The 23378-nt window shown below is 68.6% G+C and carries 15 protein-coding genes; 3 read left to right on the top strand and 12 right to left on the bottom strand.

Annotated elements, in window-relative coordinates:
* Positions 1 to 2 precede the first annotated feature (2 nt).
* Positions 3 to 3164 carry an efflux RND transporter permease subunit gene (locus VA603_RS00800; protein ID WP_132865547.1) on the top strand — a complete coding sequence of 1054 codons (3162 nt, stop codon included), beginning with the start codon at positions 3 to 5 and terminating at the stop codon, positions 3162 to 3164.
* Between the two features lie 97 nt (positions 3165 to 3261).
* Positions 3262 to 6216, top strand: a complete 2955-nt coding sequence (locus VA603_RS00795) for a diguanylate cyclase (RefSeq protein WP_323437656.1) — start codon at positions 3262 to 3264, stop codon at positions 6214 to 6216.
* Positions 6217 to 6273: 57 nt separating this feature from the next.
* Here VA603_RS00795 and gdhA read toward each other — a convergent pair whose 3' ends face one another.
* The 9 genes from gdhA to ilvC all read right to left on the bottom strand — a co-directional run bounded on the left by gdhA (position 6274) and on the right by ilvC (position 16785).
* Positions 6274 to 7623 (bottom strand): NADP-specific glutamate dehydrogenase, encoded by a 1350-nt coding sequence (gdhA, locus tag VA603_RS00790; protein WP_323437655.1) that lies wholly within the window; start codon positions 7621 to 7623, stop codon positions 6274 to 6276.
* 114 nt (positions 7624 to 7737) lie between these two features.
* Positions 7738 to 8802 carry a 3-isopropylmalate dehydrogenase gene (leuB, locus tag VA603_RS00785; RefSeq protein ID WP_323437654.1) on the bottom strand — a complete coding sequence of 355 codons (1065 nt, stop codon included), beginning with the start codon at positions 8800 to 8802 and terminating at the stop codon, positions 7738 to 7740.
* Between the two features lie 161 nt (positions 8803 to 8963).
* Positions 8964 to 9542: a 3-isopropylmalate dehydratase small subunit gene (leuD, locus tag VA603_RS00780; RefSeq protein WP_323437653.1), complete on the bottom strand. Its 579-nt coding sequence runs from the start codon at positions 9540 to 9542 to the stop codon at positions 8964 to 8966.
* The gene (leuC, locus tag VA603_RS00775) at positions 9542 to 10960 is read right to left on the bottom strand and encodes a 3-isopropylmalate dehydratase large subunit (protein ID WP_323437652.1); all 1419 of its coding nucleotides are present in this window, start codon (positions 10958 to 10960) and stop codon (positions 9542 to 9544) included. The genes leuD and leuC overlap by 1 nt, the downstream gene beginning before the upstream one ends.
* Positions 10961 to 10998: 38 nt before the next feature.
* The gene (locus VA603_RS00770; protein ID WP_425603633.1) at positions 10999 to 12552 is read right to left on the bottom strand and encodes a 2-isopropylmalate synthase; all 1554 of its coding nucleotides are present in this window, start codon (positions 12550 to 12552) and stop codon (positions 10999 to 11001) included.
* Positions 12549 to 13646: a threonine dehydratase gene (locus VA603_RS00765; RefSeq protein WP_323437651.1), complete on the bottom strand. Its 1098-nt coding sequence runs from the start codon at positions 13644 to 13646 to the stop codon at positions 12549 to 12551. The genes VA603_RS00770 and VA603_RS00765 overlap by 4 nt, the downstream gene beginning before the upstream one ends.
* A gap of 159 nt (positions 13647 to 13805) precedes the next feature.
* Positions 13806 to 14057, bottom strand: a complete 252-nt coding sequence (locus VA603_RS00760) for an ACT domain-containing protein (RefSeq protein ID WP_323437650.1) — start codon at positions 14055 to 14057, stop codon at positions 13806 to 13808.
* On the bottom strand, positions 14041 to 15768 hold the full coding sequence (ilvG, locus tag VA603_RS00755; RefSeq protein ID WP_323437649.1) for an acetolactate synthase 2 catalytic subunit: 1728 nt from the start codon (positions 15766 to 15768) through the stop codon (positions 14041 to 14043). Before ilvG ends, VA603_RS00760 begins: the two co-directional genes overlap by 17 nt.
* A 42-nt stretch (positions 15769 to 15810) precedes the next feature.
* Positions 15811 to 16785 (bottom strand): ketol-acid reductoisomerase, encoded by a 975-nt coding sequence (ilvC, locus tag VA603_RS00750; RefSeq protein ID WP_192287583.1) that lies wholly within the window; start codon positions 16783 to 16785, stop codon positions 15811 to 15813.
* A 639-nt stretch (positions 16786 to 17424) separates the two neighbouring features.
* Between ilvC and VA603_RS00745 the strand changes: the two genes are divergently transcribed.
* Complete coding sequence (locus tag VA603_RS00745; RefSeq protein ID WP_323437648.1) at positions 17425 to 18273, top strand: AfsR/SARP family transcriptional regulator; 849 nt, start codon at positions 17425 to 17427, stop codon at positions 18271 to 18273.
* Between the two features lie 94 nt (positions 18274 to 18367).
* On the opposite strand, the gene VA603_RS00740 is transcribed toward VA603_RS00745, so the two are convergent.
* From VA603_RS00740 to VA603_RS00730, 3 genes are read right to left on the bottom strand one after another with little or no spacing between them, the layout of a single operon-like run.
* Entirely contained in the window at positions 18368 to 19678 is a 1311-nt protein-coding gene (locus VA603_RS00740) for a type II secretion system protein (RefSeq protein ID WP_323437647.1), read from the bottom strand.
* On the bottom strand, positions 19675 to 20766 hold the full coding sequence (locus tag VA603_RS00735) for a type II secretion system protein (RefSeq protein WP_323437646.1): 1092 nt from the start codon (positions 20764 to 20766) through the stop codon (positions 19675 to 19677). The genes VA603_RS00740 and VA603_RS00735 overlap by 4 nt, the downstream gene beginning before the upstream one ends.
* Positions 20763 to 23375: a hypothetical protein gene (locus VA603_RS00730; RefSeq protein WP_323437645.1), complete on the bottom strand. Its 2613-nt coding sequence runs from the start codon at positions 23373 to 23375 to the stop codon at positions 20763 to 20765. The genes VA603_RS00735 and VA603_RS00730 overlap by 4 nt, the downstream gene beginning before the upstream one ends.
* Positions 23376 to 23378 lie beyond the last annotated feature (3 nt).

Below are 23378 nucleotides of genomic sequence, written 5' to 3'. Positions count from 1 at the left end.
GCGTGCGCCGCTTCAATCTTTCCGAGTGGGCACTGACCAACCGCCCGCTGGTGCTGTTCATGATGATCGCCCTGGCGATCATCGGCACCTGGTCCTACAAACACCTCGGGCAGTCCGAGGACCCGCCGTTCACGTTCAAGGCCATGGTGATCCAGACCTCGTGGCCGGGCGCCACCGCCGAGCAGGTGTCGCGGCAGGTGACCGAGCCGATCGAGAAGGCGCTGATGAACACCGGGCAGTTCGAGTTCATCCAGTCGTACTCGCGGCCGGGCGAATCGCAGGTGATCTTCAGCGCCCGCGACGCGATGGCCTCCAAGGACGTGCCGGAGCTGTTCTACCAGGTGCGCAAGAAGGTGGGCGACATCCGCTCGCAGCTGCCGGCCGAGGTGATCGGGCCGTTCTTCAATGACGAGTTCGGCGATACGTTCGGCAACATCTATGCGCTGACCGGCAAGGGCTTCGACTACGCGGTGATGCGCGACTACGCCGACCGCATCCAGCTGGAGCTGCAGCGCGTGGCCGATGTCGGCAAGGTCGACCTGGTCGGCCTGCAGGACGAAAAGGTGTGGATCGAGCTGTCCAACACCAAGCTGGCCACGCTGGGCGTGTCGATGCAGCAGGTCCAGCAGGCGCTGTCCGAACAGAACGCGATGGCACCGGCGAGCTGGTTCGAGACCGCCAGTGACCGCGTGCAGCTGCGCATCACCGGCCAGTTCAACTCGGTGCAGGAGATCAGCGATTTCCCGATCCGCGCCGGTGACCGCACCGTGCGCCTGGGCGACATCGCCCAGGTCAAGCGTGGCTTCGCCGACCCGGCTTCGGCCAAGATGCGCTTCATGGGCGAGGACGCCATCGGCATCGCGGTGGCGATGAAGAACGGCGGCGACATCATCAAGCTCGGCAAGGCGCTGGACGATGAGTTCGCGCGCCTGCAGAAGACCCTGCCGGTGGGCATGGAACTGCGCAAGGTGTCCGACCAGCCGCATGCGGTGAAGGATTCGGTGGGCGAGTTCGTCAAGGTGCTCACCGAGGCGGTGGTGATCGTGCTGCTGGTGAGCTTCTTCTCGCTGGGGCTGCGCACCGGCCTGGTGGTGGCGGTGTCGATCCCGCTGGTGCTGGCGATGACGTTCTTCCTGATGCACCAGTTCGACATCGGCCTGCACAAGATCTCGCTGGGCGCGCTGGTGCTGGCGCTGGGCCTGCTGGTGGACGATGCGATCATCGCGGTGGAGATGATGGCCACCAAGATGGAGCAGGGCTACGACCGCATGCGTGCGGCCAGCTTCGCCTGGGAGTCCACCGCCTTCCCGATGCTGACCGGCACCCTGATCACCGCCGCCGGCTTCCTGCCGATCGCCACGGCGGCATCGAGCACCGGTGAGTACACCCGCTCGCTGTTCCAGGTGGTGACCATCGCCCTGCTGGTGTCCTGGGTGGCCGCGGTGCTGTTCATCCCGTACCTGGGCGACAAGATGCTGCCGGACCTGCACAACCCGCAGCCGCCCAAGCCGACCAGCCTCGCCGGCCGCGTGCGTGCGCTGCGCCAGCGTTGGGCCGACCGCAACCCGGCGCTGGCCAACCTGGTCGCGCCGAAGGAACTGACGCACGACCATGACCCGTATGGCACCGCGTTCTACCAGCGCTTCCGGCGTTTCCTCGACGCCTGCCTGCGTCGCCGCTGGCTGGTGATCTTCGCCACCATCGGCCTGTTCGTGTTCTCGCTGGTGATCTTCCGCTTCGTGCCGCAGCAGTTCTTCCCCGATTCGACCCGGCCGGAGCTGATGGTGGACATCGAGCTGGCCGAAGGGGCCTCGCTGACCGCCACCCAGGCCCAGGCCGAGAAGTTCGAGGCCCTGCTCAAGGGCCATGCCGGCATCGCCAACTTCGTCGGCTACGTGGGCACCGGTTCGCCGCGCTTCTACCTGCCGCTGGACCAGCAGCTGCCGGCCACCAACTTCACCCAGTACGTGGTGCTGGCCGAAGACACGCATGCCCGCGAGGAAGTGCGCGAGTGGCTGCTCAAGGAGGTGGTGCCGCAGTTCTCCGACGTACAGATGCGCGTCACCCGCCTGGAGAACGGCCCGCCGGTGGGTTACCCGGTGCAGTTCCGGGTGTCCGGCGAGCACATCGAGCGGGTGCAGGCCATTGCCCGGCAGGTGGCGGACAAGGTGCGCGAGAACCCGCACACCACCAACGTCAACCTCAACTGGAGCGAGCCGAGCAAGGTGGTGCGGCTGGTCGTGGACCAGGACCGTGCGCGCGCGCTGGGCGTGAGCAGCGCGCAGCTGGCGCAGTTCCTGAGCAGTTCGTTGTCCGGCACCAGCGTCAGCACCTACCGTGAAGGCAACCGCCAGATCGGCATGCTGCTGCGCGGCCCGGAGGACGAGCGCGCGCACCTGGAGATGCTGGGCAGCCTGGCCATTCCCACCAGCAGCGGCAAGCCGGTGTCGCTGTCGCAGGTGGCGCGCCTGGAGCAGGTGTTCGAGGACGGCATCATCTGGCACCGCAACCGCCTGCCGACCGTCACCGTGCGCGCCGACATCGGCGACAGCATGTTGCCGGTGGGGGTGGTGCAGCAGCTGCTGCCGACGCTGGAAGGCATCCGCGCCGAGCTGCCGGACGGCTACCTGCTGGAGACCGGCGGCACCGTGGAGGACTCGGCCCGTGGCCAGAACTCGATCAATGCCGGCATGCCGCTGTTCCTGGTGGTGGTGGCCACGCTGCTGATGCTGCAGCTGCGCAGCTTCTCGCGGGCGGCGATGGTGTTCGTCACCGCGCCGCTGGGCATCATCGGTGCGACCCTGTTCCTGCTGATCTTCCGCGCGCCGTTCGGCTTCGTGGCGATGCTGGGCACGATCGCGCTGGCCGGCATGATCATGCGCAACTCGGTGATCCTGATCGACCAGATCCAGCAGGACATCGACGCCGGGCACGACCGCTGGCACGCGATCATCGACGCCACCGTGCGCCGCTTCCGGCCGATCGTGCTGACCGCGCTGGCCGCGGTGCTGGCGATGATCCCGCTCTCGCGCAGTGCCTTCTATGGCTCGATGGCGATCGCGATCATGGGCGGGCTGATCGTCGGCACGGTGCTGACCCTGGTGTTCCTGCCGGCGCTGTACGCGGCCTGGTTCCGGGTGCGCCCGGACGAAGCGACCCAGTAAGGGGTGGGAGATCCGTCCCTGGAAGGGGCGGATCTCACGCCGGAATGCTAAATTGAAGCGGCCGGCCGCTGGCCGGGAGGACCTGCGGGAGGCAGGTTTGCCCAGACCGCTTCACCATTTCCCGAACCCCGTCACCCGCGCCATCGCGCGGGTCGCCGGGTGCTGCCTGTGGGTGCTGCTGGCGGTGCTGCTGGCGGTGCTGGCCGCGCCGCTGGCGCAGGCCGCGCGCCACACCGTGGCCGGTTGGGACATGGAGCAGGGGCTGCCGCACAACCTGGTGCAGGCGGTCGCGCAGGACAACGAAGGGTTCATCTGGCTGGGGACGTGGGAAGGCGTGGTCCGCTTCAACGGCCGCAGCTTCACCGTGTTCGACCGCCAGAACACCCCGGGCGTGGAGCTGTCCGGCGTGCCCACCCTGCTGGCCGACCGCGACGGCGGCATGCTGTTCGGCACCATCAACGACGGCCTGTACCGCTACCACCGCGGGCGCTGGGAAGCGCTCGGCGGGGAGCAGGCCCGCCACCTGTCGATCACCGCCTTGCTGCGCGACGCCGACGGCACCCTGTGGGTGGGCGCGAAGGAACGGTTGTTGCGGTTGTCCACCGAGGGCGAGCTGCGCGACGTCGGCCTGTCCCCGGGCCTGCCCGAAGCCACCATCACCGCCCTGGCGCAGTCGGCCGATGGCACGATGCTGGTGGCCACCGAGCGTGGCGTGTTCCAGCTCCGGGGCAGTCAGGCAACGGCCTGGCAGGACAGCGCCGGCTGGGTGGTGCGTGACCTGGTGGGAGATGGAAAGGGCGGTTGGCTGGTCGCGGCCGATGACGGCGTACACTGGCTGCGCGGTAATGGCACGCGCGAGCACCTGTACCCCGGTGAGCGCGTGGAGCGGCTGCGCCGCGATGCCGGCGGCGACCTGTGGTTGAGCCTCTCGGCCGGACGACTGGAACGCTTCGGCGCAGGCCAGCGCGAGCGCATCGCCATCCCCGGCCAGGTCAGCCCGGCGCTGATGATCGACCGCGAAGGACTGGTCTGGGCCGGAAGCACCGATGGCCTGTTCCGGATCGACGAAGGCGCCGCACAGGGGCTGACCGAGACCGAGGGGCTGGGTTCGAACTACGTCCGCGCGGTCATCCAGTCCGCCGATGGCACGGTGTGGATCGGCCACTCCGAGGGGCTGGACCGGCTCGATGGCGGGCAGCTGCGGCGGGTCCTGCTGGTTCCCGGTGCCCGTCGCGATGCCTCGGTGCTGGCGTTGGCGGTGGCCCCCGGCACGCTGTGGGCGGGTACCTACAACCACGGCGTGTTGCGTCTGGACGCCGATGGCACGGTGCGGCAGCAGGTGGTGCTGCCGGGCACGGTGCAGCCGCTGGTGCGCGCGCTGTGCGTGGATGCCGATGGCGGGCTGTGGATCGGCAGCGCCGAAGGGCTGTTCCATTACCGCGATGGTCACCTCCGCCGGTACGGGCTGGAGGAAGGCTTGCCCGGCGCGGCGGTGCATGCGCTGTACCGCGATGCCGGCGGCGTGTTGTGGATCGGGACCAATGCAGGCATGGCCTCGTTCGGCGCCGATGGCAAGCTGCAGAGCTGGTCGGTGCAGAGCGGTTTCCCGGCCAGTTACGTGTTCGATTTCCTCGGCGATGGCAACGGCGACCTGTGGATCGCCACCGACCATGGCCTGCTGCGCAAGCGCGGGCTGGACGTGCAGGTGTTCGACCACCGCAGGGGCCTGCCGCGCGACAAGGTGTTCCGCATCATCGACGACGGCCGCGGGCACTTGTGGTTGCCCAGCAACCAGGGCGTGTTCCGGCTCGACCGCAATGACCTGGTCGGGGTGGCGGCAGGGGCGCGCAGCCAGTTGGCGGTGCATGTGATCGACCACACCGACGGCATGCCGAGCAGCCAGGCCAACGGTGCGTCCTCGCCGGCCGGTTGGCTCGCCCGTGACGGGCGCCTGATGTTTCCCACCGCCGAAGGGCTGGCGGTGATCGACCCGCTGCGCGTGGACGGCAACGCCCGCCTGCGCCGGTCGCCGGTGGTGATCGAAGGGGTGGTGATCGACGGCACGCCGCAGGCTCCGCAGGAACGCTATGCGTTGCCGCCGGAAGTGGAGCGGATCGAGGTCGCCTACACGGGGCTGGGGTTCCGTGCGCCGGACAAGATGCGCTACCGCTACCGGCTGGAGGGCTTCGACGCCGACTGGGTCGAGGCCGGCGAGCGTACCGAGGCGGTGTACACCAACCTGGCCCCGGGCAATTACCAGCTGCGGGTGCAGGCGATGACCCTGCCGCTGGATTGGCAGGATGCGCGCCGCGTCGGCGAAGCACGCCTGCAGCTGAGCGTGGCCACGCCGTACTGGCGGCGGCCGTGGGTGATGGCGATGGGCGTGGTGGCACTGCTCGGGCTGGTGCTGGTCCTGGTGGCCTGGCGCACGGCCAGCTACCGCCGCCGGCAACGCCTGCTCAGCACCGAGATCGCGGCGCGGACGCAGGAGCTGAGCGAGAAGAACCGCGCGCTGCAGCAGGCCGACGCCGAGCGCGACCACCTGCTGCGGCGGCTGGAACACATGGCCATGCATGACGTGCTGACCGGCCTGCCGAACCGGCGCGCCGGTGATGCCTACCTGCAGCAGGCCATGCGCGAGGCCGAGCGCGACGGTGCGCCGCTGCACGTGGCGCTGCTGGACATCGACCATTTCAAGCAGATCAACGACGGCCACGGGCATGAGGCCGGTGACCAGGTGTTGCGTGACGTCGCCAGCCTGCTGCAGCTGCAGCTGGGCGAGAACCAGTTCGTGTCACGCCATGGCGGCGAGGAGTTCCTGATCGTGCTGCGCGGCATGTCGTTGCCGGCCGCGGCCGAACAGCTGCAGGCGGTACGCATGCAGCTGGCGCGGTTGCGCCTGGAGGAACTGGGCGCGGACACCCATATCACCGTCTGCATGGGCCTGGCCAGCCTGGGCCCGGGGCAGCAGACCGTGCGGACCCTGCTGGCGGCGGCGGACCGCCAGCTGTATCGCGCCAAGCACGAAGGCCGCAACCGCGTCGCGCATTGAGTTGCGGCCGGGGCCAAGGCGCCGTGCGTGTCGCACGGCGCGGCGTTGGCGGCAGGCTCAGTACAGGCCCTGTGCCAGCATCGCGTCGGCGACCTTGACGAAGCCGGCGATGTTGGCGCCGTCGACGTAGTTGACGCTGCCATCGGCGCGCACGCCATGGCGCACGCAGTTGGCGTGGATCTCCTTCATGATCACGTGCAGGCGCTCGTCCACGTCGGCATGGCGCCAAGACAGGCGCAGCGCGTTCTGGCTCATCTCCAGGCCCGAGGTCGCCACGCCGCCGGCATTGCTGGCCTTGCCCGGCGCGTACAACGTGCCGGCGTGCAGGAACACGTCCACCGCTTCCAGCGTCGAAGGCATGTTGGCGCCTTCGGCCACGCACAGCACGCCGTTGCTGACCAGCGTGCGCGCATCGGTTTCGTCCAGTTCGTTCTGGGTGGCGCAGGGCAGGGCGATGTCGGCCGGGATATGCCACGGGCGGCGGTCGGGGAGGAACTCGAAGCGCGCATCGTCGGCCAGCTCGGACAGGCGGCCCCGGCGCTCGTTCTTCAGGGTCATCACCGCCTGCAGGCCGTCCTCGTCGAAGCCGTCGCGCGCGTACAGCGTGCCGCCGGAATCGGAGAAGGTCAGCACGCGCGCGCCGAGTTCGGCGGCCTTGATCGCCGCGAACTGGGCGACGTTTCCGGAGCCGGAGATCAGCACCTTGGCCCCGTGCGTTTCGCGGCGGGCGTGGTGCAGCATCTGCTCGACGAAGTAGACCGTGCCGAAACCGGTGGCCTCCGGCCGCATCAGGCTGCCGCCGTAGGCCAGGCCCTTGCCGGTGAACACGCAGGACGCATCATTGCTGAGCTTCTTCATCATGCCGGCCATGAAGCCGACCTCGCGCGCGCCCACGCCGATATCACCGGCCGGCACGTCGGTGTCCGGACCCAGGTGGCGGTACAGCTCCAGCATCAGCGCCTGGCAGAAGCGCATCACCTCGCCGTCGCTCTTGCCCTTGGGGTCGAAGTCCGAGCCGCCCTTGCCGCCGCCCATCGGCAACGTGGTCAGTGCGTTCTTGAAGGTCTGTTCGAAGGCCAGGAACTTGAGGATGGACAGGTTCACCGACGGGTGGAAACGCATGCCGCCCTTGAACGGGCCGATCGCCGAACTGTGCTGCACGCGCCAGGCCCGGTTGACGTGGGTCTGGCCCTTGTCGTCGGCCCAGGCGACGCGGAACTGGATCACGCGCTCCGGCTCGACCAGGCGTTCCAGCAACCCGTAGCGGGTGTACTTCGGGTTCTGCTGCAGGAACGGCCACAGGCTGAGGGTCACCTCCTTCACCGCCTGCAGGAACTCGGGCTGGTGCGGGTCGCGCTTGGCCACGTGGGCCAGGAAGTCGTCGGGGCTACGGTAGTTCAAGGGCATTCCTCAAGGATGGGGGGATCCGAAAACGGGGATCCAATAAGGGAAAGGCTGTCTATCCACCGGGCGACAAGGGGCCGCCAAAAAAAGACGCGGCCCAAAGGCCGCGTCCGGATGTCATTTCTGCAGTTGGGCAAGCACGGCCTGGGCGGCCTGGCCGGTGCTGAGCGCCTGGCCCTGCGCGGCCAGGTCGGCGGTGAAGTGGCCGCCATCCAGTGCGGCGGTGACGGCCAGTTCGATCGCCGCCGCTTCAGCCTCCAGCCCGAGCGAATGGCGCAGCAGCATCGCCGCGCTGAGGATGGTGGCGTAGGGGTTGGCGATGCCCATGCCGGCGATGTCCGGTGCCGAGCCGTGGATGGGTTCGTAGATGCCGACCTTGCCTTCCTGGCCCAGCGAGGCCGATGGCAGCAGGCCCAGCGAGCCGGCCAGCATCGAGGCCTCGTCGGTGAGGATGTCCCCGAACATGTTCTCGGTGACGATCACGTCGTAGGCGCGTGGCTTGGCGATCAGGTGCATGGCCATCGAGTCGACCAGCTGGTGTTCGAGTTCGACGTCCGGGAATTCCTCGCGGCCGATGCGCGCGGCGGTGTCGCGCCACAGCCGCGAGGTTTCCAGCACGTTGGCCTTGTCCACCGAGGTGAGCTTGCCGCGACGCTGCTGCGCCAGGCGGAAGGCACTGCGCAGCACGCGTTCGATCTCGACCGTGGTGTAGCGGCACAGGTCGCTGGCACTGTCGGCATCGCGGGTCTTGTCGCCGAAATAGATGCCGCCGGTGAGCTCGCGCACGACGATGAAGTCCACGTCGGTGAGCAGCTCGGGCTTGATCGGCGAAGCATTCAGCGCTGCCGGATGCGTGCGCACCGGGCGCAGGTTGGCGTACAGGCCCAGCGCCTTGCGGATGGCCAGCAGGCCTTGTTCCGGGCGCACCTTGGCGTTCGGGTCGGACCACTTCGGGCCGCCCACGGCACCGAGCAGCACCGCATCGGCCTTGCTGCAGGCCTCCAGGGTGCTGGCCGGCAGCGGCTCACCGTGGTTGTCGATGGCGATGCCGCCGATGTCGTGTTCGCTGAAGGTGAAGCTGTGGCCGAAGCGCGCGGCGATGGCCTTGAGCACGTCCACGGCGGCGACGGTGATTTCAGGGCCGATGCCGTCACCCGGCAGTACGACGATGTTGGCTTGCATGTAGGGCTTCCGATTGCTGTTCTTTTGAAGCCCCTCTCCCTGTGGGAGAGGGGTTGGGAAAGGGTAGGGAGGACCATGCGTTGTGTCTGGCCGCAGTCGCCGCGCTTACCCTCATCCGCCCCTTCGGGGCACCTTCTCCCGGAGGGAGAAGGGTTTATGGTTCACGCTGCGCGTGCAGCCTCGTAGGCTTCGATTTCGGGCACGCGGCCCAGCAGCCAGCCCAGTTGGTCCACGCCTTCCAGCAGGCAGGTCTGCGAGAAGCCATCCAGCGGGAACGCATAGGCCTTGCCGGATGACGTACGCAGTTCGCGTGCGGCAACGTCCACGGTCAGTTCGTCGTCCGGGTGCTGCATCAGTTCCTGCACGTCGGCCTCGTCCAGCACGATCGGCAGCAGGCCGTTCTTCAGCGAGTTGCCGCGGAAGATGTCGGCGATCTCGCTGCTGACGATGGCGCGCAGGCCCAGGTCGGTCAGCGCCCACGGCGCATGCTCGCGCGAGGAGCCGCAGCCGAAGTTGCGACCGGCCAGCAGGATCGAGCGCCCTGCATTCCCCGGTTGGTTGAAGGCGAACTCCGGGTTCGGCGAGCCGTCGGCCTGCCAACGCCAGTCGTTGAACGCGTTCTTGCCCAGCCCGGCACGCTCGGTGGTGGACAGGAACCGCGCCGGGATGATCTGGTCGGTGTCGATGTTGGTCTGGCGCAGCACCACGCTGCGCGAAACGATCCGGGTCAGTGCGGCCATCAGGCCACCTCCTTGGCAAACAGTTCACGCGGGTCGGCGACGTGGCCGTTGACCGCGGCCCAGGCCGCGCTCATCGGCGAGGCCAGCAGGGTGCGCGAGCCCGGGCCCTGGCGGCCTTCGAAATTGCGGTTGCTGGTGCTCACCGCCAGTTGCCCCGGTGCGACCAAGTCACCGTTCATGGCGATGCACATCGAACAGCCCGGCTCGCGCCACTCGGCGCCGGCCGCACGCACGATCTCGTGGATGCCTTCGGCCTCGGCGTCGCGCTTGACGATCTCCGAACCCGGCACCACCAGCATGCGCACGCCCTCGGCGACGCGGCGCCCGCGCAGCACCTGCGCCACTTCGCGCATGTCGCTCAGGCGGCCGTTGGTGCATGAGCCGACGAACACCACGTCCACCGGCGTGCCGGCCAACGCATGGCCGGCCTCGAACTTCATGTAGTCCAGGCCCTTCTGCGCGGCCGCGTCGTTGGCGGCCGGGATCGGCGCATCCACGGCGATGGCGGTGCCCGGGTGAGTGCCCCAGGTCAGGGTCGGGCGGATGTCGGCGGCATTGATGTGCACTTCGGCATCGAAGCGCGCGCCGACATCGCTGTTCAAGGTCTTCCAGTGGGCGACGGCGGCATCGAACGCGTCGCCCTTCGGGCCACGCGGGGTATTGGCAACCCAGTCGAACGTGACCTGGTCCGGCGCGACCATGCCGGCACGCGCGCCGGCTTCGATCGACATGTTGCACAGGGTCATGCGCTGTTCCATGTCCATCGCGCGGATCGCCGAGCCACGGAACTCCAGCACGTGGCCGGTACCGCCGTTGACGCCAATCACGCCGATGATGTGCAGCACCACGTCCTTGGCACCAACGCCGGGCGACAGCGCGCCATCAACGGTGATCGACATGGTCTTTGCCTTGCGCTGCAGCAGGCACTGCGTGGCCAGCACGTGGCCGACCTCGCTGGTGCCGATGCCGAAGGCCAGCGAGCCGAACGCGCCGTGCGTGGAGGTGTGGCTGTCACCGCAGACGATGGTCATGCCCGGCTGGGTGAAGCCCTGCTCCGGGGCGATGACGTGGACGATGCCGCGGTTGGCCGAGGCCAGGTCGAACAGCTCGATGCCGTACTCGGCGCAGTTCTTGGCCAGCATCTCCACCTGGGCCTCGGAAGCCTTGCTCGCATACGGCAGCTTGCCGTCAGGGCCGGCCGGCAGGGTCGGGGTGGAGTGGTCCATCGTCGCCTTGGTGCGGTCCGGGCGGCGCGGCTTCAGGCCGCGCTCGCGCAGTTCGGTGAAGGCTTGTGGCGAGGTGACTTCGTGGATCAGGTGCAGGTCGATGTACAGCACGGCCGGCGCGCTGTCCGATTCGGGGACGACGACATGCGCGTCCCACAGCTTGTCATACAGGGTCTTGGGTGCGGAGCTCATTGCTTTCTGGTTCCGTTGCCTATGAGGGGCCGTCGCGCTCAGGCGCTGACGGCTTCCTGGGTCTGTGCGCTCTCGCGCTGGCGCAGCAGGCGGTTGGTGACATCCAGCCAGGCCAGTGCGCTGGCCTCGATGATGTCACGGCTGGTGCCGGTGCCTTCCAGGATCTCGCCTTCGTGGCGGACGCTGAGGTTGGCTTCGCCGCGCGCATCGGCGCCGATGCCGACGCTGTGCACGTGATAGCTGTCCAGGGTCAGCTGGATACCGGTGGCGGCCGACAACGCCGAGAACAGCGCATCCACCGGGCCATCGCCCTGTGCGGTCTCGGCCACGCGGTTGCCTTCCGGATCGGATAGCTCGACCAGTGCGTTGGCGCGGCTGCCGACGTCGCTGATGGTCATCGAGGCCAGGCGGTAGCCGTCGCTGCTGGAGGTGCCCTGCATCAGGGTCTGCAGGTCGGCGTCGGTGACCACGCGTTGCTGCTCGCACAAGGCCTTGAACTGCTCGAACACCAACTTCAGTTCTTCCTCTTCCAGCCAGTAGCCCAGCGCCCGCAGGCGGGCTTCGACCGCGGCGCGGCCACTGTGGCGGCCCAGCACCATCTGCGAGGACTCCCAGCCCACGTCCTCCGGGCGCATGATTTCGTAGGTGTTGCGGTTGCGCAGCATGCCGTGCTGGTGGATGCCGGACTCGTGTGCGAACGCATTGGCACCGACGATGGCTTTGTTGCGCTGGACCGGCATGCCGACCAGGCGCTGCAGCAGCTGCGAGGTGGGCACGATGCGCTGGGTGTCGAAGCCGGTGTCGAAGTTGTAGAAGGCATTGCGTACCTTGAGCACCATCGCGATTTCTTCCAGCGCGCAGTTGCCGGCGCGCTCGCCGATGCCGTTGATCGAGCCTTCGACCTGGCGTGCGCCGCCTTCGATGGCGGCCAGCGAGTTGGCCACGGCCAGGCCCAGGTCGTTGTGGCAATGGGCGCTGAAGATCACCTTGTCGGCGCCGGCGGCATGGCCGATCACGTGCTGGAACATCGCACGGATTTCGTCCGGCGTGGTGAAGCCGACCGTGTCGGGCAGGTTGATGGTGCGCGCGCCGGCGGCGATGGCGACCTGGGCGACTTCGGTCAGGAAGTCCAGTTCGGTGCGGGTGGCGTCCTCGGCCGAGAACTCCACGTCGTCGACATGGCCGCGGGCCATCGTCACGTGCTTGTGCACCGACTCCAGCACCTGCTCCTTGCTCATGCGCAGCTTGTGCTCGCGGTGCAGCGGGCTGGTCGACAGGAACAGGTGCAGGCGCGGACGCGCCGCCGCCTCCAGCGCCTTGAGCGAGGTCTCGATGTCGGCGGCCAGGCAGCGCGACAGCACCGCCAGCACCGGGCCACGGACGTCGCGGCCGATCAGCGCCATCGCCTCGCGGTCGGATTGGGAACTTGCCGGGAAACCGGTTTCGATCACGTCCATGCCCAGCTCGGCCAGGGCGCGCGCCATCACCAGCTTCTGCGGTGGGGTCATGCTGCAGCCCGGGGATTGTTCGCCGTCACGCAGGGTCGTGTCGAAGATGGTAATTCGCGGGGTGTTGTTGGTTGGAGTATTCACCAGAGGGTCTCCTCGACAGCGGTAACGGAAATGGGCGGGGAATCGGATTTGAGGGTGCGTGGCGGGGGCGAGGTGGCGCGGCTTCTAAGTCGCTCGCCGTTGCGCCGTCGGGGCTTGCGCGGTGGCCGCGGGCGGACTTCGGACAGCAGCGTGGACAGCACAGTGGCATCGATGTTGCCGCCGGAGACGACCGCGCACTTGCGCTTGCCGGCCACGCGGCGGCCGGCGGCCAGCGCCAGCGCACCGGCACCCTCGGCGATGACGTGTTCCTCCAGCGCCAGCCGCACCAGGGTTTCGCGCAGTTCGGCCTCGCGCACGATGACCACGTCGTCGAGCAGGCTGGCGCACAGGCGGCGGGTGAGGAAGCCGGGGATCTTGACCTTGACGCCGTCGGCCAGCGTGGACACCGGGGCGATCTCGCGCACGTCGCCCTTGATCGCGCGGGCCATCGAGTCCACGCCCTCGACCTGCGCGCCGATGATGCGCACGCCCTGTGACTTCAGCGCCAGCGCCACGCCGGAGGCCAGGCCGCCGCCGCCGATCGGCACAATCACCACGTCCGGTGCATGCGGGGCCAGCTCGATGCCCAGCGTGCCCTGGCCGGCGATCACGTCCGGGTCGTCGAAGGCGGACAGGAAGCGATAGCCATGGTGTTCGGCCAGCTCGCAGGCGAAGGCATAGGCCTCGTCGTAGCTGGTGCCGTGCTGGCGCACGGTGGCGCCCCAATGCTGGACGCCGGCGATCTTGGTGTCCGGCGCGCCATGCGGCATCACCGTGATTGCCTGCACGCCGAGGCGGAACGACGCCCAGGCCACGCCCTGGGCGTGGTTGCCGGCCGAGGCGCAGATGACCGGGCGTTCGTCACCGCGTTCCAGCGCGGCCAGCATCGCGTTCAGTGCGCCACGGACCTTGTAGGAGCCGGTGCGCTGCAGGTTCTCGAGCTTGAGCCAGGTGCCGAAGCGTTCGGCGTAGTGCAGCGGGGTGGGCGGCAGGAAGCGGCGCAGGCGTGCCTGCGCGGCCAGCACGTCGGCGACGCTGACGTGCATCTCGCCCGTGGGTTCGGCGGTTACGACGGGGCGGCCACGATCAGGCATCGAGGTGGCCGTGGAGCGGGGAACGGGGAACGGGGAACCGGGGGTGAAGGTCGTGGCCGGAGCGTTGAAGAAGACGCCTCCGTTGTACCCGTGCCGCATTGGCACGCGGGGCCTGCAGCCCCTGCTCCCGATTCCCCGGTCGTACACCTACGTCGCTGTTCATGCGCTGGCACCGGCGATCGGTACCACGCGTACCGATTCGCAGTCGTAGACCTTTTCCAGCTGGTGGCGCAGGGTTTCCGGCGGCCGGGTGCCGTCGATGTCCATCTGCACGTGCCAGCGTCCGGCATCGTCGGCGTTGCGGCTGCCGGCGATGTTGCTGAAGGAAAAGCCGCGGCGTTCGACCATGCCGATCACGCGCACCAGCGCGCCCTCGGCAGGCTTCAGCACCAGGTCAAGCCGGTATTGCATTGGAACTCTCCTGCGTTGCCTTGGCGTGGGCGGGGTTGCTGTCCAGCATGGTGCTGTTGGCGTTGTTCGGCGGCACCAGCGGCCAGACGTTGGCGCGGGCATCGATGGCCACGTGCAGCAGCATCGGGCCGGGGGCGTCGAACAGTTCGGCCAGGCCGTCCTCGACGTCGTTGCGGTGGATGATGCGCCTGGCCTGGATGCCGAACACCTGCGCCAGCGCGACGAAGTCCGGGTTGTCGGACAGGTCGATCTCGCTGTAGCGCTCGGCATGGAACAGCTCCTGCCACTGGCGCACCATGCCCAGCGAGGAGTTGTCCAGCAGCACGATCTTGATCGGCAGCTTGCAGCGGGCGATGGTCACCAGCTCCTGCACGTTCATCATGAAGCTGCCATCGCCGGAGACCAGCACCACGGTGCGGTCCGGGCAGGCGAACTGCGCGCCCATCGCCGCCGGCAGGCCGAAGCCCATCGTGCCCAGCGCACCGGAGGTCAGGTGGTTGCGCGGGTCGTTGAAGCGGCAATGCTGGGCCACCCACATCTGGTGCTGGCCGACGTCGCAGGCGATGACGGTGTCCGGCGGGGCCACTTCGCTCAGGCGCTTGAGCAGGCGCGGGGCGTAGATCTGCTCGCCGGGTGCGTCGTAGCGGGCGGTGAACTTCTCGCGGTTGGCGGCGCAGCGGGCCCGCCAGGCGTTGCAGTGGGCGCGTTCGCCGGCCAGGGCGCGCAGGCCGTCGCGGACATTGCCCGGCACCGGGATGTCGGCACCGCGCAGCTTGGAGATCTCGTAGACATCGGCATCCAGGTGGATGACCCGTGCGAACGGGGCGAACTCGGCCAGCTTGCCGGTGGCGCGGTCGTCGAAACGTGCACCGACCACGACCAGCAGGTCCGACTCCTGCACCGCCATGTTGGCCGCACGGGTGCCGTGCATGCCCAGCATGCCCAGGTACTGGGGATGGTTGGCCGGCAGTGCGCCCAGGCCACGCAGGGTCAGCACGGTCGGGATGCCGCTGGCCTCGACGAACTGGCGGAAATCCTCCACCGCATCGGCCAGGGCGATACCGCCACCGCCGTAGATCACCGGCTTCTCGGCCTGGGCGATGGCGGCCAGTGCCTCGGCCAGGCGTTCGGCGGCTGGGGCCGGCACCGGCTCGACCGCCGCCGGCACGTGGTCGGGCAGATGCGAGGCATCGGCCAGCTGCACGTTCTTGGGCAGGTCGATCAGGACCGGGCCGGGACGCCCCTCGCGGGCGAGGCGGAACGCTTCGGCCACCACGTGCGGCAGCTCATCGACGCTGCGCACCAGCCAGCTGTGCTTGACGATCGGCATGGTCATGCCGAACACATCCAGTTCCTGGAACGCATCGGTGCCTAGCAGCGGCGTGCCGACCTGGCCGGTCAGGCACACCATCGGCACCGAGTCGAGCATCGCATCGGCGATGCCGGTGACCAGGTTCGAGGCCCCCGGGCCGGAGGTGGCCACGCACACGCCTACCTTGCCACTGGCGCGGGCATAGCCGTTGGCGGCCAGCGCCGCGCCCTGCTCGTGGCGTACCAGGATGTGCTTGAGGCTGGAATCCACCAGTGCGTCGTAGAACGGCATGATGGTGCCACCTGGGTAGCCGAACAGCGTTTGCACGCCTTCGGCCTCCAGGGCCTGCGTCAGCCAGCGTGCGCCGTTGCGTGGCGCATCGTGGGTGGAAGTGTTCATGCAGCGACCTTTGCGTTAAGCGGGTGGGGGACCGCCGCGTGATTACGCGGTCTGACCTTGCAACCAGACCATCTTGGCGCGCAGTTCCTTGCCGACCTTCTCGATCGGATGCTCCTTGTCGGCCTGCTGGAACTTCTTGTAGTTGGGCAGGCCGGCGTCGTACTCGGCTTCCCAGTTCCGGGTGAAGGTGCCGTTCTGGATGTCGGTCAGCACATCCTTCATGCGCGCCTTGACCGAGGCATCGATCACGCGGGGGCCGCTGACGAAGTCGCCGTACTGCGCGGTCTCGGAGATGAACTCCAGCATGCGGGTGATGCCGCCTTCGTAGAACAGGTCCACGATCAGCTTCAGTTCGTGCAGCACTTCGTAGTAGGCGATCTCCGGCTGGTAGCCGGCTTCGACCAGCGTTTCAAAACCGGCCTGCACCAGCGAGGACGCACCACCGCACAGCACGGCCTGCTCGCCGAACAGGTCGGTCTCGGTCTCTTCCTTGAAGGTGGTCTTGATGATGTTGGCGCGCGCGCCGCCCAGGCCGGCGGCGTAGGCCAGCGCGAACTGCTCGGCCTTGCCGCTGGTGTCCTGGTAGACGGCGTAGATGCACGGCACGCCGCGGCCGATCTCGTACTCGCGACGGACCAGCGCACCCGGGCCCTTCGGCGCGACCAGCACCACGTCCAGATCCGCGCGCGGCGCGATCATGCCGAAATGCACGTTCAGGCCATGGGCGAACAGCAGGCAGGCACCCTGCTTCATGTTCGGCGCGAGCACGTCGTTGTAGAGCTTCTTCTGCACCATGTCCGGGGTCAGCACGGCGACCAGGTCGGCCTCCTTGACCGCCTCGGCCGGCGCCTTGACGGTGAAGCCGTCAGCCTGGGCCTTGGCTTCGGTCGGGCCACCGGCGCGCAGGCCCACGACCACGTCGTAACCGGATTCACGCAGGTTCAGTGCATGGGCGCGGCCCTGGCTGCCGTAACCGATGACGGCGATTTTGATCTGGGGCAGTTCGTTGGTGCTCATGGTGCTTGGGTTCCTTGCGATGAAGAGAAAACGTGCAGTGAAAAAAAGAAACGGCCGTCGCGTCAGGACGCGGCGGCCGGGTCGGGGAGGGCGATCGCCATGCAGACCGATGCGGCGCACGGGGCGTTGCAGGCGGTGTGTTTGTGCATGGTGGAATCGGTCGGATACATGGTTTCAGATGAAATAGAAGCTGGAAACGAAAAACCCCGCACCGGGGTCGGCGCGGGGTCTTTAGTCGAATCTGGCTGTTTTTCTGCTACGCGCCAGTCTGCCCCGCACCTGTTGGCTCGGTAATAAGTACGAGTACGAGCAGCGACGCCGCGGCGGAAGCCGGGGTCGAAGTCAGGTGGGCGGTGGCGTTGTGGCGTTGCAGCATGGGGTCGAGATAACCACCGTCCGCCGGCGCTGTCAATGCTTGCAGTTGTGATTGCCGGTGAACGGCGCGCAAGCCCCGCCACGGCTGCTTGGTTGCGGTTGAAACCTACGCGCGGCGCGGCTTGGCAGCGCCCGCGTTGCGCGGGAATCGGGCGTTTGTCGAGCGCGCGTGAACGTTTTTCGTGCCGGGGTGATGGGATCGGGACGCTTTTGCCGGTTTAACAGGTAAGGGGCTCAATGGCTGAGGCCCATCCGGGGGAAATCATGGCATTGGTATCGGAACAGGCGGCGCACGCCGGGTGCGAAGCATCCTGCGGCGGCGTGCACGTGGCGACCGAACGTGGGCTGGTCCAGCTGATGGGCGCCAGCCAGGGGTTGCCGGCACCGTTGATCTACCGCAAGGGCTGGGCACTGCTGGGCTACCTGGCGGTGGAGTCGAACCGCAAGCATTCGCGCATCGCGCTGGCGGCCCTGCTGTGGCCGTCGCTGAGCGAAACCAGCGCGCTGACCAACCTGCGCCAGGTACTGAGCAACCTCAACCGCTACTGCAGCAACGCACTGGGACCGGACGCCCTGCGCATCGAGCGCGGCAGCGTGGGGCTGTTCCGCGACGACCAGGTGCGCTTCGACATCGACCTGCTGCAGCTGGCGCCCTGCCAGGCCGTGTACATGCTGGCGCGGCAGAGCTGCTTCCTCGACGGGATGGATGACATCGCCGGCATCGACTTCCACAGCTGGCTGGAAACCACCCGCCAGGAGCTGGACGGTCGCCTGATCGACGCGGCGGAGAAGTGCTGTGACGAGCTGCTGGCCAGCCAGCAGTGGGAGCGCGCGGCGATGATGGCGCGTTCGCTGAGCCTGCATGACCCGTGGAACGAGGCGCATGCCCAGCGGGTGATGCGGGCCCATGCCGGGGGAGGCATGCGGGCGGCGGCGGTGAAGGCGTACCAGCGGTTCGAAGTCATGCTCCGCGCCGAACTGGGGTTGGACACCAGCGTGGAACTGCGCCAGCTGCTCGCGCAGATCTCCAACGGGGTCGGCGCGCTGGCCGGCGAGGTGACGTCCGGATTGCGGATGGAGCGCGGGCGGATCAGCGGCGTGGTGCTGGGGTAACGCCCCGATCTCCCCTCGTGGTGGCAGTGAAGGGCGTGCGCAGGCACGCCCTTCGCCTGTTGCAGCGGTGGCAGGCCGGTGGCCGCCGGCAGGCTCAGCGCAGTGCGTCGGCCGCGTCATGCTGGGCCTTGCCGGGGGAGAGCCCGAGCAGGTCGGCGCGGCGCGCTTCCAGGTCCACCCGGCGGGCGATGACCGGGGCCTTCTGGTCCAGCGCGTAGACGGTCTGGTCCGCATCCGAGCCGGTAGGTTGCCCGGTGCCGAAGGCGCTCTCGGTGGTCCGCGCGATGTTGACGTTGGATACGGCGATGCCCTTCATCGCGGCGGCGGCGACCACGCCGCCGATCGCGCTGCCCAGGCCGGCGGCGGCGAAGCCGGTGCGCCAGGTCCACACGAACTTGGTCTGGCTGACCTCCGAGGCGGTGTCGAACATACCGGCGACCGCCGAGGCGATCTGCCCGGTGGCCAGCACGATGTCGGCGTCGGCGCTCTTGTTCCCGGCCTCGGCGAGCTCGGTCATGATGGAGAGCTGCTCCTTGTAGTCGACCATCGCCGGCACGTTGAGCGCGGCGGCGACGGCGGCATTGGCATGCGCGTGCAGGGCCGCGCCGGTGGCCTCGCCGCAGCGCAGGCGGCTCCACAGCTGTTCGAAGCCGACGGCCCGGCGCAGCTGGCCGACGTTGCTGCCGGCGCGCGGGGAGTCGATCGCCGGGTCCGTTGGGGCCGCCGCGTCCAGCGAGGTGGTGGCCAGCGCGTAGGCGATGTTGCCGAGCACCGCGCTGCCGGCACCTTCGGTGCGCCGGCTGTGCAGGAAGCTGTCCTTGCCGGTGGCGTTCATGCCGCTGCGCAGCGCGTAGCAGAAGTCCAGCCCGTTGACCTGCAGGTTCGGCACCGACGCGCAGCCCGCTTCCGGGTGCGTGGCGCAGGTGTCCTGCAGCTTGACCAGCGCGGCCACGCTGTTGCTGGTGGCGTTGTTGAGCATCTGCAGGGACGGCGCGCGGTCCACCGCACGGGTGAGGTCGGCGTCGATGCTGGCGATGTCCGGGTCCACCCCGGACAGGGCGTTGTCGCGGAATACGCCATAGGCGATCCGTGCGGCGCGCTGGTCCGGCAAACCCAACTCGCGGTAGGGCAGGAAGCCCTGGGCGAGACTGCAGTCGCCGACGCCGCTGTCACCGGTGGCCGGGCACGGCAGGTGATGATTGGCGGCGGCGTAGGCCAACAGCGCATCGTCGGCGCGTTGCAGCAGGCTGCGCTGGGTGACCTGCCGGGCCTCCTGGTTGCTCTGCATCAGCCAACGGGCCAGGAACACCCCGATGATGCCCAGCACCACCAAGGCGATGGTCAGTTCGATCAGCGAAAAGCCCGCCGGCCTGCGGCGCGGCACACGGATCTGCCGGTGTGTCATTTGTCGATCCCCGCGATGTCCAAGGCCTTGGCCTGTTGCAGCGCCTGGTCGCGCGCGTGCGCGGCCAGGTCGTTGCGGGTGCTGGCACGGGTGGCGATGTCCTTGGCCGTGGCCAGGGACTCGCGCGCGCCCTTGAGGTCGTCATCGGCCATCTTCACCAGGAAGACGGCATAGCCGACGGACGCGAGTGCATTGGCGTGTTCCATCACCGCCAACGCGATCTTGAAGCCGGTTTCGAAATTGCCGGTGGTGGTCAGGAACACCGCGATGGCTTCGTCGAAGATCGCGAATGCCAGTGACGCGGCCGCGGCGGCGACGCCGGTCTCGGCGGCCTTGAGCAGCGCTTCGTTGGTGCGCACGTCGAACTTGCGGAAGCGGTAGTTGAACTGTGCCACCTCGGCGATACTGTAGGCCGCGGCGGCGGACTGGGCCGCGCCCTGTGCGCGGCCGAGGCGGTCGGCGCAGGCCAGCCGGCTGGACAGCTCGCCGACGCCGGCGGCCAGCGTGAGGCCGGGAAGGCTGCCGGCCACGGGCGCGGCACCCGGCAGCGCCAGCGCGCGCGCGGCGGCCTGGGCGTCGCCGACCTGGCCGCGTTCGTTCGGCATGCCCAGCGCGTAGGCCGCCGGCATGGACAACCCGGCCAACGGGGTGCCATTGGCCTGGACCTGCTGCAGGTGCAGGCACAGGTCCAACCCGTTGGTCGGCGAGCTGACCTCCGCGCCGGCCAGGTGCGGTGCATACACGTTGCCCGGCGCCGCCAGCAGCGCGGCATGGGCGCTGTAGAGGATGCGCGCGTCACCCGGCAGGCCGAGCTCGCGCACCGGCAACCAGCCCGAGGTACTGCCCGGATCGGGGCGCCCGTCGCCATCGCTGTCGGCCGCCGGCAGGTGCAGCTTCGCGCGGGCATGGCCGAGCAGCGCTTGTTCGGCCTGCGCGAGCAGGCGTTCGTCGTGGTCGGCCCTGAGTACCTGCCCACCGATCGGGATCAGGGTGAACACCACCGCACTGACCAGGCCGGCGATGAGCAGGGCCACGGCGATCTCGACCAGGCTGAAGCCGCGTTGCCGCCGCACGCACGGGCCGCTCATGGGCTTGCCTTGCGGGCGCCGACCGCGCCGCGCGTGTCGGCCTTGCTGAGGATGGCGCCGGCACCCACGGCGATGCTGTAGTCCTCGACGGAGCCAGGCGGGGCCATGTCCTTCAGTGCGTTGTACTGGGCTTCCAGTTCCTTGAAGCGGGTTTCGTTCTCGATGCGGTTGCGCGTGGCTTCGGCGGCGGCATCCCTTGCACGCACCCAGTCCGAGTAGGCACGCGCATAGGAATAGGTGCTCTTCTCGGTGCCGCATCTGCCGGGGTCAAGCACGCAGCGGAAATCACCGTCGTAGTTGATGTCCTCGATCAGGCGCTGGCCATTGCTGCCGTCGGTCGGCATGTCGGCATAGCGGCGGATGGTGCCGGAAATCCAGGTGAACGTGGATTGCTCGCCATCGATCTCCATCATGGCCTTGCTCCAATCGCCCGGGTACTGGAGGTAGGGCGAGCTTTGGCTGTCGTAGTTGGACTTGGCGCTGGTGCGCCGCTGCTTGGCGTCATCCAGCGCCGCCTTGGTCAGGTCGCGGTCGCGCTCGAGCATGGGCGTGCACTGGGCGCCTTCGTTCATCTCCTGGCCGGCGGGCGGGTGCATCTCATCGACGATGGCGGTGCTGCCGTCGTCGTTGATGACCGTGTAGGTGCAGCTGCGCATGTAGGTCACCTTGTCGCGCGAGTTGCGGCAGACCTGCTGGCTTTCGGCGTTGGTGGCCTGCCGGCAGATGTCCTCGGCGTCCTTGTGCGCGCTGTCGACCAGCTTCACCCATTGCTTCACGGCGTCCACCTTCTGCTGGTAGGCGCTTTCCAGCTCTTCCACCGTGCGCTGGATGTCGGCCCACCGCTGGGCCAGGTCGCGCTTGCTGCGGGCGTCCTGGTAGGCGATCGGCTTGAAGCGGGTCACCCAGGTGTAGCCGCCCACGTGGCTCTCGGTGGGCAGCACGACGCAGCTGCCGTTGACATAATCGTAGCTGCCACCGGTGGCGGCCACGCATACGGTTTCCTTGTACTTGCCGGCGGAGTTGCCCAGGTGCATGCGATAGGAGATCCAGGTGTCGCTGAAGTGCGACATGCGCTTGTCCTGGTATACCGCGGCGGCATCGACCAGCTTGGCCTCGACCGCCTTGGCGCTGTCGATCTGCGCGGCCATGCCGGGCTGGTCCTCGGTCACCCAGTCGCATTCAAACTCCGGCGCGCCGTTGGCCTGCCACACCGGCTCGCCGTTGCTGTCCTTCTTCTGCACGGGGAGCTTGGTCTTCGGGTCCAGGCGTTGCTTGCAGTACTCGCGGGTGCCGCCGTACAGCGTCTGGCGCATGGTCTCCAGCACGTCGGCGACGGACGAGGTGGCGGGTTTGATCGATGCCGCGGCACGGTCACGCGCCTTGACGTTGGCATCCAGCGCCAGCCCGATCGGGGCCAGCGCCGCCGAGTTCAGCGCCACCGCGGCGGCGGAGTAGCTGATGGCGATGGCACTGATGATGACGGCGGCGGTGTCGAATGGCACGCCGACGCAGACCGTGCCTAGCGAGGCGATGCAGGTGATCACCGAGGTGGTCAGCGAGATGGCGTTCCAGACCGCCGAGTCGAAGATGTCGACCGCGCCGAGCACGCTCAGGGTCAACCCGGTGATGGCCATGGCCTGGGCGAACGCCGCATCACGCACCTGGGCCTCGCCGTTGCCCAGGTTGGTTTCCTGGAAGTCGGCCACCGTGGCGTGGTTGGCGACCGCGCCGGCCAGCACTTCCATCGACAGCAGCGAGACGTTGGTGGGGGCGTCGGCGGCGGCCACCGCCGCGTACTGGCGGCAGCCGACCAGCGGTGCCAGCGAGGCGAAGGTACGCAGGCGGGTGCGATCGTCGTAGTCGATGTCGCCGGGCCGGGCCGGGCTGGGCAATGCGGCCGAGGCAGCGCTGTCGAAGCGGCCCTGGGTTCCGGCGACGGGGCCGGCGGCGACCAGCCCATAGGCGATGTTGAGGGCATTGCCCTGGGCGTCGGTGCTGGTGGCGTACGTGTCCGCGGTGGCCCCGGGCAGCGCGTTCTGGTCCAGCGCGGCGCAGAAGTCCAGGCCGTTGCCGTGTCCTTCGGCCGGGTCCACGTAGTCCTCGAAGGGCTCGCCGCTCGGGTCGAGCGGGATGAACGGATCGCCGGTCGCCGACAGCGCGGGCTGGCGGGCACTGGTGCCGCCGGCGGCGATGCCGGTGACGCCCCGCGAGACCGAGTAGCGGATCGGCGCGGCGCCGGCCCCCATCTCGCGCGCGCCGGGCAACAACGCGATGGGCAGGAAGCCGACCGCATTGCTGGTGCCGGCCTCGGCACTGCAGTCCTCGATGACCGCGGCCGGATCCTCGGTCCAACGCGTGGCCGGGCAGGGCAGGCGGGCGTGCGCGGCGGCATAGGCCGCCAGCGCATCATCGGCCCAGCGCAGGTATTCCTGCTGCTGGACGGCCTGTTCGGCCGGGCGCCGGGCATTGAGCAGCAGCGCGCCTGCGGCGACGGCCACGCCGACCAGCATCAGCAGCAGCATCACCTGCAGCAGGCTGAAGCCCCGCTGCGGGTGGCTGCCGGGGATGCAGCCGAGGATGGGGAGATGATCGCGGGAAGGGGTATGCATGCG

Source organism: Stenotrophomonas capsici, from assembly GCF_034961085.1.
Taxonomy (GTDB): Bacteria; Pseudomonadota; Gammaproteobacteria; order Xanthomonadales; family Xanthomonadaceae; genus Stenotrophomonas; species Stenotrophomonas capsici.
The sequence above is the reverse complement of the archived record's forward strand: the minus strand, read 5'-3'. Positions and strand labels throughout refer to the sequence as shown.

Excerpts from the sequence above, each read along its gene's own strand:
- gdhA (WP_323437655.1), bottom strand. The coding sequence starts at position 7,623 with ATGCCCTTGAACTACCGTAGCCCCGACGACTTCCTGGCCCACGTGGCC.
- leuB (WP_323437654.1), bottom strand. The coding sequence starts at position 8,802 with ATGCAAGCCAACATCGTCGTACTGCCGGGTGACGGCATCGGCCCTGAA.
- leuD (WP_323437653.1), bottom strand. The coding sequence starts at position 9,542 with ATGGCCGCACTGACCCGGATCGTTTCGCGCAGCGTGGTGCTGCGCCAG.
- leuC (WP_323437652.1), bottom strand. The coding sequence starts at position 10,960 with ATGAGCTCCGCACCCAAGACCCTGTATGACAAGCTGTGGGACGCGCAT.
- VA603_RS00765 (WP_323437651.1), bottom strand. The coding sequence starts at position 13,646 with ATGCCTGATCGTGGCCGCCCCGTCGTAACCGCCGAACCCACGGGCGAG.
- VA603_RS00760 (WP_323437650.1), bottom strand. The coding sequence starts at position 14,057 with ATGCAATACCGGCTTGACCTGGTGCTGAAGCCTGCCGAGGGCGCGCTG.
- ilvG (WP_323437649.1), bottom strand. The coding sequence starts at position 15,768 with ATGAACACTTCCACCCACGATGCGCCACGCAACGGCGCACGCTGGCTG.
- ilvC (WP_192287583.1), bottom strand. The coding sequence starts at position 16,785 with ATGAGCACCAACGAACTGCCCCAGATCAAAATCGCCGTCATCGGTTAC.
- VA603_RS00745 (WP_323437648.1), top strand. The coding sequence starts at position 17,425 with ATGGCATTGGTATCGGAACAGGCGGCGCACGCCGGGTGCGAAGCATCC.
- VA603_RS00740 (WP_323437647.1), bottom strand. The coding sequence starts at position 19,678 with ATGACACACCGGCAGATCCGTGTGCCGCGCCGCAGGCCGGCGGGCTTT.
- VA603_RS00735 (WP_323437646.1), bottom strand. The coding sequence starts at position 20,766 with ATGAGCGGCCCGTGCGTGCGGCGGCAACGCGGCTTCAGCCTGGTCGAG.
- VA603_RS00730 (WP_323437645.1), bottom strand. The coding sequence starts at position 23,375 with ATGCATACCCCTTCCCGCGATCATCTCCCCATCCTCGGCTGCATCCCC.